Below are 16465 nucleotides of genomic sequence, written 5' to 3' on the forward strand. Positions count from 1 at the left end.
CCATGACCCAGAAACTCGTCATCATCGGCAACGGCATGGCGCCAGGGCGCATGCTGGAGCACCTGCTGGAAAAAGCGCCGGATCTCTATCAGGTCACGATCTTCAACGCCGAGCCGCGCGTCAATTACGACCGCATCATGCTGTCGCCGGTTCTTTCCGGCGAAAAGGACTTCGAGCAGATTATCATCCATGGCGACGGCTGGTACATCAAGCACGGCATCACCCTCTACAAGGGACACAAGATCGTCGCCATCGACCGGGTGGCAAAGACGGTCACCTCCGATCATGGCGTGACCGAGAGCTATGACAAGCTTGTCATCGCAACCGGTTCCGTCCCCTTCATCATTCCGGTTCCGGGCAAGGAATTGCGTGGGGTCATCACCTATCGCGATCTAGACGATGTGCAGGCCATGCTGCTTGCGGCTCAGTCGCGCGAGAAGGCCGTTGTCATCGGCGGCGGCCTGCTCGGTCTCGAAGCCGCCGCCGGCCTCAGCCTGCGTGGTATGGATGTCACCGTTCTCCATGTGCAGCCGACGCTGATGGAACGTCAGCTCGATCCGGCCGCCGGCTATCTCCTGCAAAAGGCCGTCGAGGAGCGCGGCATCAAGGTCATCACCAAGGCCAACACCAAGGCGATCATCGGTGATGGCAAGGTCGAGGGGATCGAACTCGACGACGGCCGCGTGATCCCGGCCACGCTCGTCGTCATGGCCGTCGGGATCCGTCCCAATGTCGGCCTTGCCAAGGAAGCCGGCATCGCCGTCAACCGCGGCATCGTCGTCGATGACGGCATGCAGACCTCGGACGGCTCGATCATGGCACTTGGCGAATGTGCCGAAGTTGGCGGCATGGTCTATGGGCTCGTTGCCCCACTCTACGAGATGGCGCGTGTGGCCGCCTCGCATCTGGCCGGCGATACGAGCGCCGCTTTCGTACACTCGGACACGCCGACAAAGCTCAAGGTCACGGGCATCGACCTGTTCTCGCTCGGCGACTTCGCCGATGGCGACGACCGCGAAGAGATCGTCCTGCGCGATGCGGCGGCCGGGGTCTATAAGCGCCTCGTGCTGAAAGACAACAAGATCATCGGCACCGTGCTTTACGGCGAGACGGCCGACGGCGCCTGGTTCAACGACCTGAAGAAGAAGGCGATCGATATCTCCGATATGCGCGAAACCCTGATCTTCGGCCAGGCCTATCAGGGAGGGTCACCGCTGGACCCTATGGCGGCCGTTGCAGCCTTGCCGGATGATGCGGAGATCTGCGGCTGCAACGGCGTCTGCAAGGGCAAGATCACCTCGACGATCACGGCCAAGGGCCTGACCTCACTCGACGACGTGCGCGCCCACACGAAGGCTTCGGCCTCCTGCGGCTCCTGCACCGGACTCGTCGAACAGCTGATGTCGATCACGCTCGGCGACAGCTACAATCCTGCCACCGTCCAGCCGATGTGCACCTGCACCGAGCTCGGCCATGACGATGTCAGAAGGCTGATAAAAGCCAAGGGCCTGAAGACCATTCCTGCCGTCATGCAGGAGCTTGAATGGAAGACCTCCTGCGGCTGCGCGAAATGCCGCCCGGCGTTGAATTACTACCTCGTCTGCGACTGGCCGGATGAATATGCCGACGACTATCAGTCGCGCTTCATCAATGAGCGCGTCCACGCCAACATCCAGAAGGACGGCACTTATTCCGTCGTGCCGCGCATGTGGGGTGGCGTCACCAGCTCGAACGAGCTGCGGGCCATCGCCGATGTCGTCGACAAGTTCGAGATCCCGATGGTGAAGGTCACCGGCGGTCAGCGCATCGACTTGCTTGGCGTGCAGAAGGAGGACCTGCCCGCCGTCTGGGCCGACCTCGGCAAGGCCGGTTTCATCTCCGGCCAGGCTTATGCCAAGGGCCTGCGCACGGTGAAGACCTGCGTCGGCTCCGACTGGTGCCGCTTCGGAACGCAGGATTCGACCGGCCTCGGCATCCGCATCGAGAAGTTCATGTGGGGCTCGTGGACGCCGGCGAAGGTGAAGATGGCGGTTTCCGGCTGTCCGCGCAATTGTGCCGAGGCGACCTGCAAGGATGTCGGCGTCATCTGCGTCGACAGCGGCTTCGAAATCCACTTCGCCGGTGCCGCCGGTCTCGACATCAAGGGCACGGAAGTGCTGGGCCTCGTCAAGACGGAAGACGAGGCGCTTGAACATATCGTGGCGCTGACGCAGATGTACCGCGAACAGGCCCGCTACCTCGAACGTATCTACAAATGGGCCAAGCGCATCGGCCTCGACGAAATCCGCCGCCAGATCATGGGTGATGCCGAAAAGCGCAAGGCCTATTACGAGCGCTTCGTCTTCAGCCAGAAATTCGCGCAGGTCGACCCCTGGTCCGAGCGCGTCTCCGGTAAGGACAAACACGAGTTCAAGCCGATGGCGACAGTCGGCTTCCCGCAGGCCGCCGAGTGAGGAGATGAATATGAATTGGATCGAAATCGGCGACATCTCCGACATCCCGCCTCGCGGCGCACGCTGCGTGAAAACCCCGCAGGGCAAGATCGCCGTGTTCCGCACGGCCGAAAACGAGGTCTTCGCCATCGAGGACCACTGCCCACACAAGGGCGGCCCGCTCTCGGAGGGCATCGTCCACGGGAAAGCCGTGACCTGCCCGCTGCACAACTGGGTGATCTCGCTCGAAACCGGCAAGGCACTTGGAGCCGACCAGGGCGAGGTGCGGACCATTCCCGTCCGCAACGAGGACGGCGCGCTTTTCATCGCGCTCGAAAGCCTGATGATGGCGGCGGAGTGACGATGACGGTGCGCGGGAAAAACCCCCCCCCTCTGTCAGCTTCGCTGACATCTCCCCCACAAGGGGGGAGATTGGCCGGAGCGAGACGTCACCTTTATCGAGCCAAAACGGAAAGATCGGCAAAAACGGCACCAGGTGATCTCCCCCCTTGTGGGGGAGATGTCCCGCAGGGACAGAGGGGGGTGTTCTCCCAGGCTCTAACCTTCATGGACGCAATCCATGTCCATTGAAACCAAAACCACCTGCCCCTATTGCGGCGTCGGATGCGGCGTCATCGCCAAGGTCGACCATGACGGCAAGGTTTCCGTCAAAGGCGACCCTGACCACCCTGCCAACTTCGGACGCCTGTGCTCGAAGGGCTCCGCCCTTGCCGAAACGATCGACCTCGACGGACGCCTGCTCCATCCGGAAATTGCCGGCCAGAGGGCAAGCTGGGACGAGGCGCTTGATCTGGTCGCGAAACGCTTCAGTGAGACGATTGCCGAGCATGGCCCTGATGCCGTTGGCTTCTACGTCTCCGGCCAGCTGCTGACGGAGGATTATTACGTTGCCAACAAGCTGATGAAGGGCTTTATCGGCTCGGGCAATATCGACACGAATTCGCGGCTCTGCATGTCATCCTCGGTCGCCGGTCATCGCCGCGCCTTCGGTTCGGATACGGTGCCGGGCACTTACGAGGACATCGAGCTTGCCGACCTCATCATCCTCACCGGCTCCAATCTAGCCTGGTGCCACCCGGTCATCTACCAGCGACTGGCGGCGGCAAAGGCGGCACGGCCGGCGATGAAGATCGTCGTCGTCGACCCGCGCCGGACCATGACCTGCGATATCGCCGATCTGCATCTGGCGATCCGGCCGGATGGCGACGTTGCCCTTTTCCTGGGCCTGTTCGAGCATTTGATCACAAGCAACACCATCGACCAGAATTACATTGCCGAGCATACCGGCAGCTTTGCCGAGGCTTTCGCCGCCGCCGGCGCCCTGTCGTTCAACCGCATGCTTGAACTGACGGGCTTGCCCGCCATGCAGCTTCGCGAATTCTACCGGCTGTTTGCACAGACGGAGAAGGTCGTGACCTGCTACAGCCAGGGCGTCAACCAATCCTCATCCGGCACCGACAAGGTCAACGCCATCATCAATTGCCATCTCGCGACCGGCCGCATCGGCCGGCCCGGCATGGGACCCTTCTCGCTGACCGGCCAGCCGAATGCTATGGGCGGCCGCGAGGTCGGCGGTCTCGCCAACATGCTTGCCGCTCACATGGCGATCGAGAATGCCGGGGATCGCGATCGCGTGCAGCGCTTCTGGCAGTCGCCGCGGATTGCCGGAAAGCCGGGATTGAAGGCGGTCGACATGTTTCGCGCCGTCGCCGACGGCCGCATCAAGGCATTGTGGATCATGGCGACCAACCCGGTCGTCTCCATGCCGGACGCCGATGCCGTCGAGGCGGCCATCAAGGCCTGCCCCTTCGTCGTCGTCTCCGACATCCTGCGCGAGACGGATACGACGCGGCACGCGCGTGTGTTGCTGCCCTCGCTGGGTTGGGGCGAAAAGGACGGCACCGTCACCAATTCCGAACGGCGGATGTCCAGGCAGCGCCGGTTTCTGGCAGCCCCGGGCGAAGCCAGGCCCGACTGGTGGCAAATGGCCGAAGTCGGCCGCCGCATGGGATTTTCCCAAGCCTTTTCCTTTCGTACGAATGCGGAGATCTTCGCCGAGCACGCAGGTCTTTCCGGCTTCGAAAACGAGGGAAGCCGGGACTTCGACATCGGCGCTTATCAAGCGATCTCCACAGAAGAATACGACGCGCTCACGCCGTTCCAATGGCCACAGCCAGCCGGGGCGGCACCACGGATCACCCGCTTCTTCGCAGATGGCGGATTTTATCACTCCGATCGCAAGGCGCGCTTCATCGCCATAGCCCCCCCGGCAACCGATCGAACCGATAGCCGCTTCCCCCTGACGCTCAATACCGGGCGCGTTCGCGATCACTGGCACACGATGACGCGCACCGGCAAGAGCGCGCGGCTATCGGCCCACATCGCCGAGCCCTTCGCCGAGATCCATCCGCGCGACGCGATCGAGATCGGGGTCGCCGAAGCCGGCCTGGTCGAAATCGAAAGCCCGCACGGCAAGGTGATCGTCCGCGCCTTGGTGACGGAGCGGCAGGCGCGCGGCAGCCTCTTCGTACCGATGCACTGGAACGACAGCTTCGCCGCCAAAGCCCGTATCGACGCCGTGGTCGCTCCCGTTACGGACCCGATTTCCGGCCAGCCCGCGTCGAAGAATATCGCAGTCCGCGCCCGCCGCTTCCAGGCCTCGCATTATTGCTTCGCGGTCTCAACAGCAAAGCCGCACGATCTCGACAGCGCCTATTGGGCGCTTGCCAGGGCCGATGGCGGCTGGCGGACGGAACTTGCATTCGATCTGGCGCCTGACGACTGGGTCGGCTGGTGCCGCATGACATTCGACATACCTGCCGATCTCGAGCCGCTCGGCTATGCCGATCAGACCTCCGGAGACCTGCGTCTTGCCTTCTTCGATGGCGAGCGGCTGCTTGCGGCTCTCTTCGTCGCGCGGCAGCCTGTAGCCGTGGCCAGAAACTGGGCGATCGCCCAGCTTTCGGCACCGCATGGCAATCTCAGCAAACGGTTTGCGCTCATCGCCGGCAGACCGGGAGCCGATACGATCGACGCCGGTGCGACGGTCTGCTCCTGCTTCGGCGTCGGCGTCAATCAGATCGTCGCGGCCATTCGGGGCGGTTGCCATAGCGTGGAAGCCGTCGGCAGGGAGCTCAATGCCGGAACCAATTGCGGCTCCTGCCGCGCCGAGATCCGCACCATCATCGACGGCTGTCTTGCCGCGGCGGCGGAATAATCGCCTTACCCTGAAAGCCCATAAACACGAGCATCCGCCATAGACTCCAGTTCCGCCTCAAGCCGAGCGGTGCTAGAACTACAAAAATAGACGCATGATTTCGCTTTCTTTTATACTCGGGGGAGGATGGGAGCGGATGGAGATTGCAGGCCAGAAGGTTCAACTCAGCTACGGCGTCGAGCCCGGCATACGTTTCGCGGTTCTTCTCGACGGCAATGGCGGCTGTCGCGAGATTGGCGCAGCCGGCCTGCAGAACTGGAAGCCCGCGGATGGCGTTCTCTGGGTCCATCTCGAGCGTAATCATGATGCTGCGGCAGCATGGGTAATGAGCAGTGGCGGCTTCGATCCACTCGTCGCCGATGCCCTGCTGGAAGACGAATCCCGCCCCCGCGTCGAGCCGGTTGACGACGGCCTGCTGATCATCCTTCGCGGCGTGTGCGCCGCTCCTCCTGAGGATGTCGAAGGCGCCGCGGAGGAGCTGGATCTCGTGCCCATTCATGCCTGGGTGGACGAGAACCGTGTCGTGACGCTTCGCGACAGAGGACATTACATCACAGCCCTTCGCGATATTCGCCAGGCGCTGGGGAAAGGCAAAGGGCCCAAGCGTACCGGCGAACTGCTTGCTCTCGTCAGCGACAAGCTCGTGAGGGACCTGGAGCCCGTTCTTGATCAGATGGATGAGGAAGTGGACGAGCTGGATGAGCTGATCTTCCATGGCGAAGCAGCCGAAGTCCGCGAGCGGCTGAAGCTGCTTCGCCGCCAGGCCGTGCAGCTGCGCCGTTATCTTTCGCCGCAGCGCGATGCCCTCACCCGCATCGAACATGACGACGCCCCCTGGCTTGCCGAGCGCGATAAACTCCGAATGCGCGAGGTCATCGACAAGCTGATGCGCTGCATCGAATATCTCGACGCGATCCGTGACCGGACAAGCATTCTGCACGACGACCTTTCCACCGTCATCAGCGAGCGCATCGCCCGCAACTCAAACCGGCTTGCAGCGCTCGCTGCGCTCCTCCTGCCTCCGAGTGTCGTCGCCGGTCTTTTCGGCATGAATGTCGGCGGCATTCCAGGCGTCAACGACACCTGGGCGTTCGTCATCATCGTCGCTTTGGTCGCCGTTACCTCCGTCATTACTCTTTATGTGCTGAAGCGCATCAATTGGCTGTGACTGCGGCGGAACCGTCAATGTCTTTGCAGCGTTCTCCATCAATTCCCGTGAAAAGGCTTTCACTATGCGCCGACAGGCATGCCTTCTCGCAATCCTTGCAGGGTTTTGTGCCGCAGCTCCCGCAGCTGCGGATGAGAGTGGATTTCTGGAACCGTTGAACGGCAGCTGGACGGGAACCGGCAAGGTGCTCCGAACAATCGGCAGCCCACCCATTAATGTCTCCTGCGGATTCGACATCAACGCACCGGGTACTTCGATTTCCATGAAAGGGAACTGCCGCGGCCTTCTCATCATCAGTCGCTCGATTTCGGCGCAGCTCACGGCCCGGGGAAACCGATATTCCGGCACCTATACCGGCCCATCCGGCGCGACATCGCAGCTTTCGGGCAGCAGGCAGGGCGATGTCATCAATCTGGCGGTGAACTGGGCTCGCCTCGTCAATGGCGACAGGAATGCCAATATGATCATCCGCAGACAGGGTGGCGGCCAGCTGACGCTGAGGACCATCGACAAGGATCCGACCTCCGGCCAATCCATCATTACCAGTGAGATCAACCTGCGCCGCCAGTAGCGATCCAGGCAGCCAAACAATCAGCCGATCGAAGTCTCGGCCCATCGAAGCCGGGGCAATTGCATAGGGGCATGCCGGCGCCACAAGTTCCTCCCCTGAGGGAGGAAGGAATGCCCTGTCGATGGCAATCGGCCTGAGCTCCTGCTTTGCTTGACTTTGTGTGTCCAATGTGAGAACATAAAGTGAACAAATGGAGATTTCCATGACCAAGGCAGAACAAGTCATCGAACGTGCAATGACCTTTGTCGCTGTCTCGAAGGCACTTCGGGAGCGCGAACAGGAACGGCGCGCCACCTGGACGCGCCGTGTCGAAATCAGCCGGCCGCTACCGCCCTTGCCGCGCGCCGTTCAGCTCTCGTTGAAACTCGACAGCTGAAATGGTGGGGGCGGTAACAGCACCCGGCAGGCTGTGAAGCGCCCGCCAAAAGGCGGGCGCACTGCTCTTGGATTGCTTCAGGCCTTGAAGAAGGCCAGCAGATCCGCATTGATGATGTCCGCATGGGTGGTGGCCATGCCGTGTGGGAAGCCCTTGTAGACCTTGAGCGTGCCGTTCTTCAGCAGCTTCGAGGAGAGAAGCGCCGAATCCGCGATCGGCACGATCTGGTCATCGTCGCCATGCATGACGAGCGTCGGCACTTCGATCTTCTTCAGGTCTTCGGTAAAGTCGGTTTCCGAGAAGGCCTTGATGCAATCATAATGGGCCTTGGTGCCGCCCATCATGCCCTGACGCCACCAATTGTCGATCACGCCCTGCGAAACGACGGCGCCGGGGCGGTTGAAGCCATAGAACGGTCCCGCCGGAATATCGCGGAAGAACTGGGCGCGGTTGGCCGCAAGCGCGGCGCGGAAACCATCGAAGACTTCCAGCGGCAGGCCGCCGGGGTTCTTTTCGGATTTGACCATGATCGGCGGCACTGCGCCGATCAGCACAGCCTTCGAAACACGGCCATGACCGCCATACTGCGCCACATAGCGGGCAACTTCGCCGCCGCCCGTGGAATGGCCGACATGGATGGCGCCCTTGAGGTCGAGATGCTCGGCAAGTGCTGCCACATCGGCGGCGTAGGTATCCATCTCGTTGCCGGTTGCCGTCTGGCTGGAGCGGCCGTGGCCGCGGCGGTCATGGGCGATGACGCGGTAGCCCTGATGAAGGAAGAAGAGCATCTGGGCGTCCCAATCATCGGAGCTCAAGGGCCATCCGTGATGGAAGACGATCGGCTGGCCTGTTCCCCAATCCTTGTAGAAGATCTGCGTGCCGTCCTTGGTGGTGATCGTGCTGCTGCTCATTGTGTCCTTACCTTTCGAAGTTGGTTGCTTTGTAGAGGCTTGTGCAGGTTGAGCGAATGGGGTGATGGCTGCAGCGGCGGCAAGGCCGAGCCCGGCCGTCATAACGCCCCGGCGGGTAGCTTGATGGATCGACTGGCTCATTTCAATCTCCAATAAATGTTAGTGCACGATTTATTATTGCGATAAACATATGCATAAGACCTTTCTTTTGCCTTGTCTACCCAAAAATATCTCGCAATCATTTATCGCAATAAATAAATAGTGTTGCGATGGCGGCGCAAAGACAGGCAAAACAAACACTCGCCACCCGATCTCGTATGGATCAAGGCTTGGCACGCCCTTGCGCGTGAAAACTATTGCATCGGCCTATCGGCAAAATGCGATATCGCGAATTCTGCAACTCTCGCATTCGACTTTCTGGCATCGTCGAGCCAGAAGGGGAAAATCTGCCACTGATGGATCATGCCCGGCCAGATTTCCAGATTCACGCTGCCACCTGCCTGACGCACCTTGTCCGCCAGCCTCGTGCTGTCGTCGAGCAGCGTCTCGCGCGAACCGACTTGTATCAGCAGCGGCGGAAAGCCGGAGAAATTGCCATAGAGCGGCGATATGTCCGGATCGTCGAGGGATCGGTCCCGAACGAATGCATTGCGGATGAGGGTCAGCTCGTCCTTGCCCATGAATGGATCCTCGGACGCATTGGCCACCAGCGAGGCTCCTGTTCCCGCAAAGTCGGTGACCGGGCTCATTGCGACGATAGCCGCAGGCAGCGGCCCCCTCAGGTGGAGCTGGTTGAGAGCGACCTCGATAGCCAAGGTTGCGCCGACCGATTCGCCGGCAATAACGATATTGCCGGCCTTGTATCCCGACGTCAGAAGCCAGCGATAGGCCGCAACCGCATCGTCCCTTTGCGCGGGAAAGCTACTCTCCGGCGCAAGGCGATAATCGATCAGCAGGACATCGGCCGATGCCGCCTTGGCAAGCGCGCCCGCGATGTTGATATGCGTTCGGAGCGAACCGCTGTAGAAGCCGCCGCCATGCAGGTAGAGAACGGCGCGCCGACCGATCGGATGATGCAATCGCGCGGGCCATATCAAATCGCCATCGACACCATTGGCATCGACATGCCGTATCTGTACGCGCATCGGACCTGGCGTCGATGCCATGAGCCTTTCGAAACCGGCACGCCGCTGCACAAGGTCCGCGCCTGACATGGCATTGCTGTCGCGCAATGTGCCTATGAGCTTTTCCACTTGCTCGCTCGACGCCTTGGTCTGCGGCGCCATCTCGGATGTCTCGGCAGCGACAACCGGGATTATCGGAGAAAGACTTGCGCTGATCAGGCCTGCGCCGATCAGGATTGTCGTCGCCATGAAGACGCGTGACACACAGCGAAATGATCGGAACCAGTTCATCAAATGAGCTTTTTTCCCCGCAAGGCCATGGACGATGTCATGATCCCACGGTCGCAGAAAAGCTATTTGTGTCAAGTATGATGGGTGACGTGAGACTGGAATTCCATTTGCCCGTCCGCCCATCACGACCTCGACATGATCAACCTACGATCGCTTCCCTATCGGCGCTCCGTTTCATTCAGGTGACAATGCCGGTGGACAAATCGAAGCTCATCCGGGCTGGTGTCGGGCGGCCGTAAGGCGAGCCATGATCGCCTCTCGCGCCGTCCTCGAGCCGGCAAGGCGCGCCTTGGTTCCTGCCAGCACCTCGGCGCTGGCCATTTCCGGCAATCCGGAATGAAACGGCGGCTCCGGCGCATATTCCAGCGACAACTGGATGCCTTCGGCTTCCTCCCGGCCACGCAAGGCGGCAACGATCGTCAGTCCGAAATCGATGCCGGCAGTCACGCCGCCCGCCGTAAGGAGATTGCCGTCCCGCACGACGCGCCCCGGCGTGGCGATGGCTCCGAAACTCTCGAGGAAATCGCACGCATTCCAATGGGTCGTCGCCTTCTTGCCCTTGAGCAGACCGGCCGCGCCGAGGACGAGAGCCCCGGTGCACACCGACGTCACGAAGCGGGCTCGGGCTGCCTGCTTCCGGATGAAACCGAGGACCGCTTCATCCTCCAGCAGTGCATTGACCCCGACGCCTCCGGGAACGCAGATCACATCGAGCGGCGGGCATTCGGCAAACGTCGTCGTCGGTTGCAACACCAGCTTCGTCGCCGAAACGACAGGCGACGCATCCTTCCAGATGAGATGCACCTCGGCATCATCCATGGAGGCGAATACCTCGTAAGGTGCGGTCAGATCGAGTTGCTGGACGCCTGGAAAGGCAAGCAGGCCGAAGCGAATGGTCATGACATGTCTCCGATGATTGACTTTTCCAAACCTATGCGACAACGATCTGGCATATTTGCCAAACCACCGTCATTTCTTGCCAATCATGCGCCGCATCGAAATTCTCGCTTTTGACAACGCCCAGCTGCTTGACATAACCGGCCCGCTGCAGGTCTTTACCAGCGCCAACGAGGCGGTGCTCGGGCTCGGTCGGCCGAAACCCTACGAGGCTGTCGTGGTGGCGGAATACACGCAGACCCGAACCAGCTCGGGCCTAGCGCTCGTAACCGCGCCGCTTAACGATACCGATGGTCCGCTCGACACCTTGATCATCGCCGGCGGCTGGGGCGTCAATAAAGCTTGCGACAATCTCGGCCTGATCGAATGGGTGCGCCGACGAGCCGCGAGTGCCCGGCGGATAGCCTCCGTCTGCAGCGGCGCCTTTCTGCTTGCAGAAGCCGGTCTTCTGGACGGGCGACGGGCGGCGACCCATTGGAACCGTTGCGAAGAATTCGCCAGGCGCTTTCCGCAGGTGAAGCTCGAGCCCGATCCGATCTTCGTCCAGGACGGGCAGATCTGGAGTTCCGCCGGCGTGACCGCCGGCATCGATCTTTCCCTCGCCTTGATCGAGGCAGACCTTGGCCGTACGCTGGCACTTTCGGTCGCGCGCGAACTCGTCGTCTTTCTGAAGCGCCCTGGCGGTCAGGCGCAATTCAGTACGACCCTGAAGCTTCAGGAAGGCGGCGAACGCTTCGACCGTCTGCATGGCTGGATCATGGACAATCTGCGCACCGATCTTTCCCTGCCGGCGCTCGCCGAGCAAGCGAATATGAGCGCACGCAGCTTCTCGCGCCATTACCTGAAGGCGACCGGGCGCACGCCCGCGCGAGCCGTCGAGGAAATCCGCATCGAAGCGGCCCGCCGCCTTCTGGAGGACGGCCTGAGCGTGCATCAGGTACGTATGCGCTGCGGCTTCAGTTCGGAAGAAACCATGCGTCGCAATTTCATGCGGAAATTCGGGACCACGCCGCAGGCATTTCGCGATCATTTCGCTTGAGGGTTGACTGCGACGGCCAACATTTGCCCGCACCTGAAGCGAAGTGGTCTTTCTGCATGAATATGGTCGCTGCGCTCTTTCCCCGACATTCGAAGTCGGCATAGGCTGCAGCGATCTGAATCCACAAAGGCTTAAGCAGGATGGCGACCCATCGTTTCATTCCCAACACCTATCACAATGTCATCGGTTCGCTGCCACCGGCCTTGCATGTTGCCGATGGCGATACGGTTATTACCGAAACGCTCGATGCCGCCGGCTACGACAAGCATGATGTCCGCCAGATATCCGGCCCCAATCCGATGAACGGCCCGATCTTCGTCGAGGGCGCTGAGCCGGGAGATTCTCTCAAGGTCGAGATCGTCGCAATGGTGCCGACGCGCGATACGGGTTTCACCGGCAGCGTGGTCGCCGCCAATGTCGTCGATCCACAGGATGTCCGGGCGCTACCGGCACGCGAGAAGGTGATCTGGCAGATCGACCGCCAGAACCTCACGACGCGATTGGCCGAACCGGTGACGGGTCTCGAAACCTTTACGCTGCCGCTCGCTCCGATGATCGGCTGCTTCGGGGTTGCGCCGTCTCTCGGTCAGGCCATATCGACCGCCACCAGCGGCGAATTCGGCGGTAACATGGATTATCGGCTGCTCGGACCGGGCACGACCGTCTGGTTCCCGGTCTCAGCACCCGGCGCTCTCTTCTTTCTGGGCGATTGTCACGCGGTGCAAGGCGACGGCGAGATCGTCGGCACCGGGATCGAAACCACGTTCGAAGTGACGGTGCGCCTCAGCGTCGAAAAGAAAAGGACGATCATCTGGCCACGCGGCGAGACGACGGAGGATATCTTCACCATCGGCAATGCCCGGCCGCTCGATCAGGCCCTGCAGCATGCCACCAGCGAAATGCTGCGCTGGCTCGGCTCCGATTACGGCCTCGACAAGACGGCGGCGAGCCACCTACTCGGTCAGGTCGTGCGCTATGATGTCGGCAACGTCTTCGACCCCGCCTATACCATGGCCTGCCGCGTTTCGAAAAACTGGCTGAAACGTCGATAAAGCGCCGGCCTGATATCAGCCTGCATCCTGCGACAGGTCGCGCCTCTGGCGTGACACGTTGCTCTCCTGCCGCTCGCGCGCCATGCGGCTGACGGCGGCCCGCAATTGCGGATGACGCGACATGAAGAGATTGAAGTCACGGCGGTCCAGCACGAAGAGCTGACAGAAATCGACGGCGACGACGTCGGCCGTGCGGCGTGCGCCGGTCAGTAGCGCCATTTCGCCGAAGAAGGAGCCGGCGCCGAGCCGGATCTCGTCATCCTCCAGCTGCACCTCGACCGCGCCGGAGGCGATGAAGAACATGCTGTCGCCGCGATCCCCGGTTCGAATGACGCGGTCACCCGGCGAGGCCGATCGCGGCCGGAAGAGCAGCAGCAGCTCCTCATGCTCGTTATCGTCAAGTTCGGCAAACATCGGGAAAGTTTCGATGAGCTGCTCGATTTCGAGATGATGCTGGCGATCGCGCTCCTCGCGCTGCTTGTTGATCGCGGTCAGTTGACGACGCAGGCCGTCCTGCTTGGCCATGCCGTATTTATTTGCCAAGAACGGCCAGCGGGCAAAGGTCCACTTTTCCAGCTTCTCCGTGGCGTAGAAGGCCAATGGATTGAGCGTGATCGACAGGATCGCGCCGGCAAGGATGAGATCCTGCCCTTCCCGTGTCAGCAACCCCAGCGAAACGCCGAGCCCCGCCAGAATGAAGGAGAATTCGCCGATCTGTGCCAGACCTGCCGCAACGGCAAAGCCGATGCTGGCGGGATAGCGCAGCAACAGCACGACGCCGAAGGCGATCAGCGATTTGCCCAGCATGATCAGCGCAAGCACGCCGATGATCATCAGCGGTTCGCGGATCAGGACCGAGGGATCGAAAAGCATGCCGACGGATACGAAGAACAGCACCGAAAAGGCATTCTGCAACGGTAGGGAGTCGGCTGCCGCCCTGTGGCTGAGATGCGATTCACTCATCACGAGGCCGGCAAAGAAGGCACCCAGCGCAAACGACACGCCGAAGATTTCCGCAGCGCCGAAGGCAATGCCGAGCGCGATCGCCAGAACCGACAGCGTGAAGAGCTCGCGCGAGCCTGTGCGGGCAACCGAGGTCAAAAGCCAAGGCACCACGCGCGGCCCGATGAAGATCGCAACGGCTGCGAAGGCGGCCACCTTGAGGAGCGTCATGCCGATCGTCAGCCAGATCGAGCCGGAAGCGGCATGTTCGCCTGCATCGGCGTGACCACCCAGAACGCCTGCAAAAGCAGGCAGCAGCACGAGCGCCAGCACCATGGCCAGATCTTCGACGATCAGCCAGCCGACAGCGACGCGGCCATTGGTCGAACTGACCAGATTGCGCTCTTCCAGCGCCTTCAACAGCACGACGGTACTGGCAACGGCAAGGCTGAGACCGAAGACCACGCCGGCGCCGACGCTCCAGCCCCATAGCGACGTCAACCCGACACCCAGCACCGTCGCGATTGCGATCTGTCCTATGGCGCCCGGAATGGCGACGCCGCGCACCGCCAGAAGGTCGGCGGCGGAGAAGTGCAGGCCAACGCCGAACATCAGCAGAATGACGCCGATCTCGGCCAACTGCGACGCCAGCGACACATCGGCGACAAAGCCCGGTGTCGACGAGCCGATGATGACACCGGCCACCAGATAGCCGACCAGCGGCGGCAGATGCAGCCTGTCGGCCAGATAGCCGAAAATGGCCGCGAACACGAAGCCGGCGGCAATCAATGCGATCAATGCAACGTCGTGCGGCACGGCGGTCCTTCCCGTTTCACGGCGTTAAAGCCTATTCCCTCTGTTGAAGGCTACCTAGCATCGCTTTTGCCGAGCCGTCTACCGGGTCGTATGCAACTGAGGAAAAACATCGCCTTGCCGATACACGGAACCCGGTATCAGGCTCAAGGCAAGGCGATGTGACAGCTGAAGCTTACTGATCCAGAACGATCTGCAACTTGACGTCCGTAGGCCGTGCCTCGACGGCTCGGTCGAAGGCCTTGATGGAATCCTCGAAGACAAAGGTTTCCGAGATCAGCGGCTTCAGATCGACGCGGCCGGATGCGATCAGCGCAATGGAACGTTCGTACTGATGCGCATAGCGGAAGATCGTCTCGATGCGAATTTCCTTGGTCGAAGCCGTCGAAACGTCAAAGCCGACCGGATTGACCGGCAGGCCGACGGCAACGATGACGCCGCCCGGACGCGGCAGTGCCATGACGGTTTCCCAGGCCTTCGGCGAACCCGAGCATTCGAAGACGACATCGGCGCCCCAGCCGTCCGTGAGCCGGCTGACCTCTTCCACCAGGTTGTTCTCGCGAATGTTGACGGGGATGACGCCCTGATACTGAGCGGCGATATCGAGCTTTGGCTGGGCAAGATCGGCAACGATCGCCCGCGCGCAGCCGCCGGCAAGTGCTGCGACCGCAACCATGATGCCGATCGGACCGGCACCGAGCACGACGGCGGTGTCGCCGGGCGTGATGCGGGCCTTGGTCGCCGCCTGCATGCCCACCGCGAAGGGCTCGACCATCGCACCTTCCGCAAAGCTGACATTGTCAGGCAGCTTGAAAGTATAGTTGGCCGGATGAACGACGAAGGGTGTGAGAACGCCATGGATCGGCGGTGTCGCCCAGAAGGTGACGGCCGGATCGACATTGTACATGCCGAGGCGGCTGGCCTTCGAATTCGCATCGGGAATGCCGGGTTCCATACAGACCCGGTCGCCGACTTTCAGATGCGTCACGCCGGCACCGACTTCGACCACCGTGCCCGCTGCTTCATGGCCGAGCACCATCGGCGCGTTGACGACGAAGGGGCCGATTTTGCCATGCGTATAGTAGTGCACGTCGGATCCGCAGACGCCGACGGTATGGATCTTGATCTTCACCTCGCCTTGCCCAACCTCCTGCGGCAGATCGATATCGCGGATCGACAGTTCATGCTGACGCTCCAAAACCAGGGCACGCATCTTGCTCATCGCCTCTTCCTCTTTCCAAGCAACCAACGCCCCGCTGACACAGGGACGAAACCTTTGTCCGTTATATCGTGTGAGCTGACGTCATAAAACGATCTTTAAGCGATGCCGATAAACTTCCGCCGCCCTCCTGCAGGCAACAGTTCATCAGCATTAATATTAGGAATTCCTTATTTTTTAGCTCCCTATTGCCAATATTGACTGGAGTTCCATTTCTTGCCTTTCTAATAATGGAGAAGGAGGGGCTCATTATGACAGTATATGATTGGACCGGTCAGCGCGCCCGCCGGATGAAGATGCTGCGTGCGGCAAGCTTCGCAATGCTTCTGATCATCCTGATGGCGATACCCGTGATATTGCTGCACTACAACATCATCGAATACCCGCACTGA

At 61.2% G+C, this 16465-nt stretch carries 14 protein-coding genes; 9 read left to right on the forward strand and 5 right to left on the reverse strand.

Annotated features, from left to right (window positions below):
• The first annotated feature begins 2 nt into the window (after positions 1–2).
• The 6 genes from nirB to DQ393_RS33415 all read left to right on the forward strand — a co-directional run bounded on the left by nirB (position 3) and on the right by DQ393_RS33415 (position 7785).
• Positions 3–2453 (forward strand): nitrite reductase large subunit NirB, encoded by a 2451-nt coding sequence (gene nirB, locus DQ393_RS13705; RefSeq protein ID WP_112342321.1) that lies wholly within the window; start codon positions 3–5, stop codon positions 2451–2453.
• Positions 2454–2457: 4 nt separating this feature from the next.
• Positions 2458–2793: a nitrite reductase small subunit NirD gene (gene nirD / locus DQ393_RS13710; RefSeq protein WP_112342322.1), complete on the forward strand. Its 336-nt coding sequence runs from the start codon at positions 2458–2460 to the stop codon at positions 2791–2793.
• Positions 2794–3012: 219 nt separating this feature from the next.
• Positions 3013–5670 (forward strand): nitrate reductase, encoded by a 2658-nt coding sequence (locus tag DQ393_RS13715; protein ID WP_112342323.1) that lies wholly within the window; start codon positions 3013–3015, stop codon positions 5668–5670.
• 136 nt (positions 5671–5806) lie between these two features.
• Positions 5807–6838, forward strand: a complete 1032-nt coding sequence (locus DQ393_RS13720; protein WP_112342324.1) for a zinc transporter ZntB — start codon at positions 5807–5809, stop codon at positions 6836–6838.
• Between the two features lie 262 nt (positions 6839–7100).
• Positions 7101–7409: a hypothetical protein gene (locus tag DQ393_RS34220; RefSeq protein ID WP_348628021.1), complete on the forward strand. Its 309-nt coding sequence runs from the start codon at positions 7101–7103 to the stop codon at positions 7407–7409.
• 202 nt (positions 7410–7611) lie between these two features.
• Complete coding sequence (locus tag DQ393_RS33415) at positions 7612–7785, forward strand: hypothetical protein (RefSeq protein WP_015342656.1); 174 nt, start codon at positions 7612–7614, stop codon at positions 7783–7785.
• A 77-nt stretch (positions 7786–7862) separates the two neighbouring features.
• Here the strand turns inward: DQ393_RS33415 and DQ393_RS13730 are convergent, their stop codons facing one another.
• The 3 genes from DQ393_RS13730 to DQ393_RS13740 form a co-directional block, all read right to left on the reverse strand.
• On the reverse strand, positions 7863–8696 hold the full coding sequence (locus tag DQ393_RS13730) for an alpha/beta fold hydrolase (protein WP_112342326.1): 834 nt from the start codon (positions 8694–8696) through the stop codon (positions 7863–7865).
• 353 nt (positions 8697–9049) lie between these two features.
• Positions 9050–9982, reverse strand: a complete 933-nt coding sequence (locus tag DQ393_RS13735) for an alpha/beta hydrolase (protein ID WP_432422003.1) — start codon at positions 9980–9982, stop codon at positions 9050–9052.
• A 339-nt stretch (positions 9983–10321) separates the two neighbouring features.
• A complete protein-coding gene (locus DQ393_RS13740; protein ID WP_112342328.1) occupies positions 10322–11011 on the reverse strand; it encodes a DJ-1/PfpI family protein in 690 nt (229 codons plus the stop codon).
• Positions 11012–11096: 85 nt separating this feature from the next.
• Between DQ393_RS13740 and DQ393_RS13745 the strand changes: the two genes are divergently transcribed.
• Complete coding sequence (locus tag DQ393_RS13745) at positions 11097–12047, forward strand: GlxA family transcriptional regulator (protein ID WP_112342329.1); 951 nt, start codon at positions 11097–11099, stop codon at positions 12045–12047.
• Positions 12048–12187: 140 nt separating this feature from the next.
• Positions 12188–13099, forward strand: coding sequence for an acetamidase/formamidase family protein (locus tag DQ393_RS13750; RefSeq protein ID WP_112342330.1), 912 nt, complete (start codon positions 12188–12190; stop codon positions 13097–13099).
• A 15-nt stretch (positions 13100–13114) separates the two neighbouring features.
• Here the strand turns inward: DQ393_RS13750 and DQ393_RS13755 are convergent, their stop codons facing one another.
• Positions 13115–14857: a cation:proton antiporter gene (locus tag DQ393_RS13755; protein WP_112342331.1), complete on the reverse strand. Its 1743-nt coding sequence runs from the start codon at positions 14855–14857 to the stop codon at positions 13115–13117.
• Between the two features lie 172 nt (positions 14858–15029).
• Positions 15030–16076 carry an NAD(P)-dependent alcohol dehydrogenase gene (locus DQ393_RS13760; RefSeq protein ID WP_112342332.1) on the reverse strand — a complete coding sequence of 349 codons (1047 nt, stop codon included), beginning with the start codon at positions 16074–16076 and terminating at the stop codon, positions 15030–15032.
• Positions 16077–16324: 248 nt separating this feature from the next.
• On the opposite strand from DQ393_RS13760, the gene DQ393_RS33420 reads away from it, so the two are divergent.
• Entirely contained in the window at positions 16325–16465 is a 141-nt protein-coding gene (locus DQ393_RS33420; protein ID WP_162943969.1) for a hypothetical protein, read from the forward strand.

Origin of the sequence: Martinezella tropici (assembly GCF_003287875.1) — a bacterium.
In the GTDB taxonomy this organism is placed as follows: domain Bacteria; phylum Pseudomonadota; class Alphaproteobacteria; order Rhizobiales; family Rhizobiaceae; genus Rhizobium; species Rhizobium tropici_C.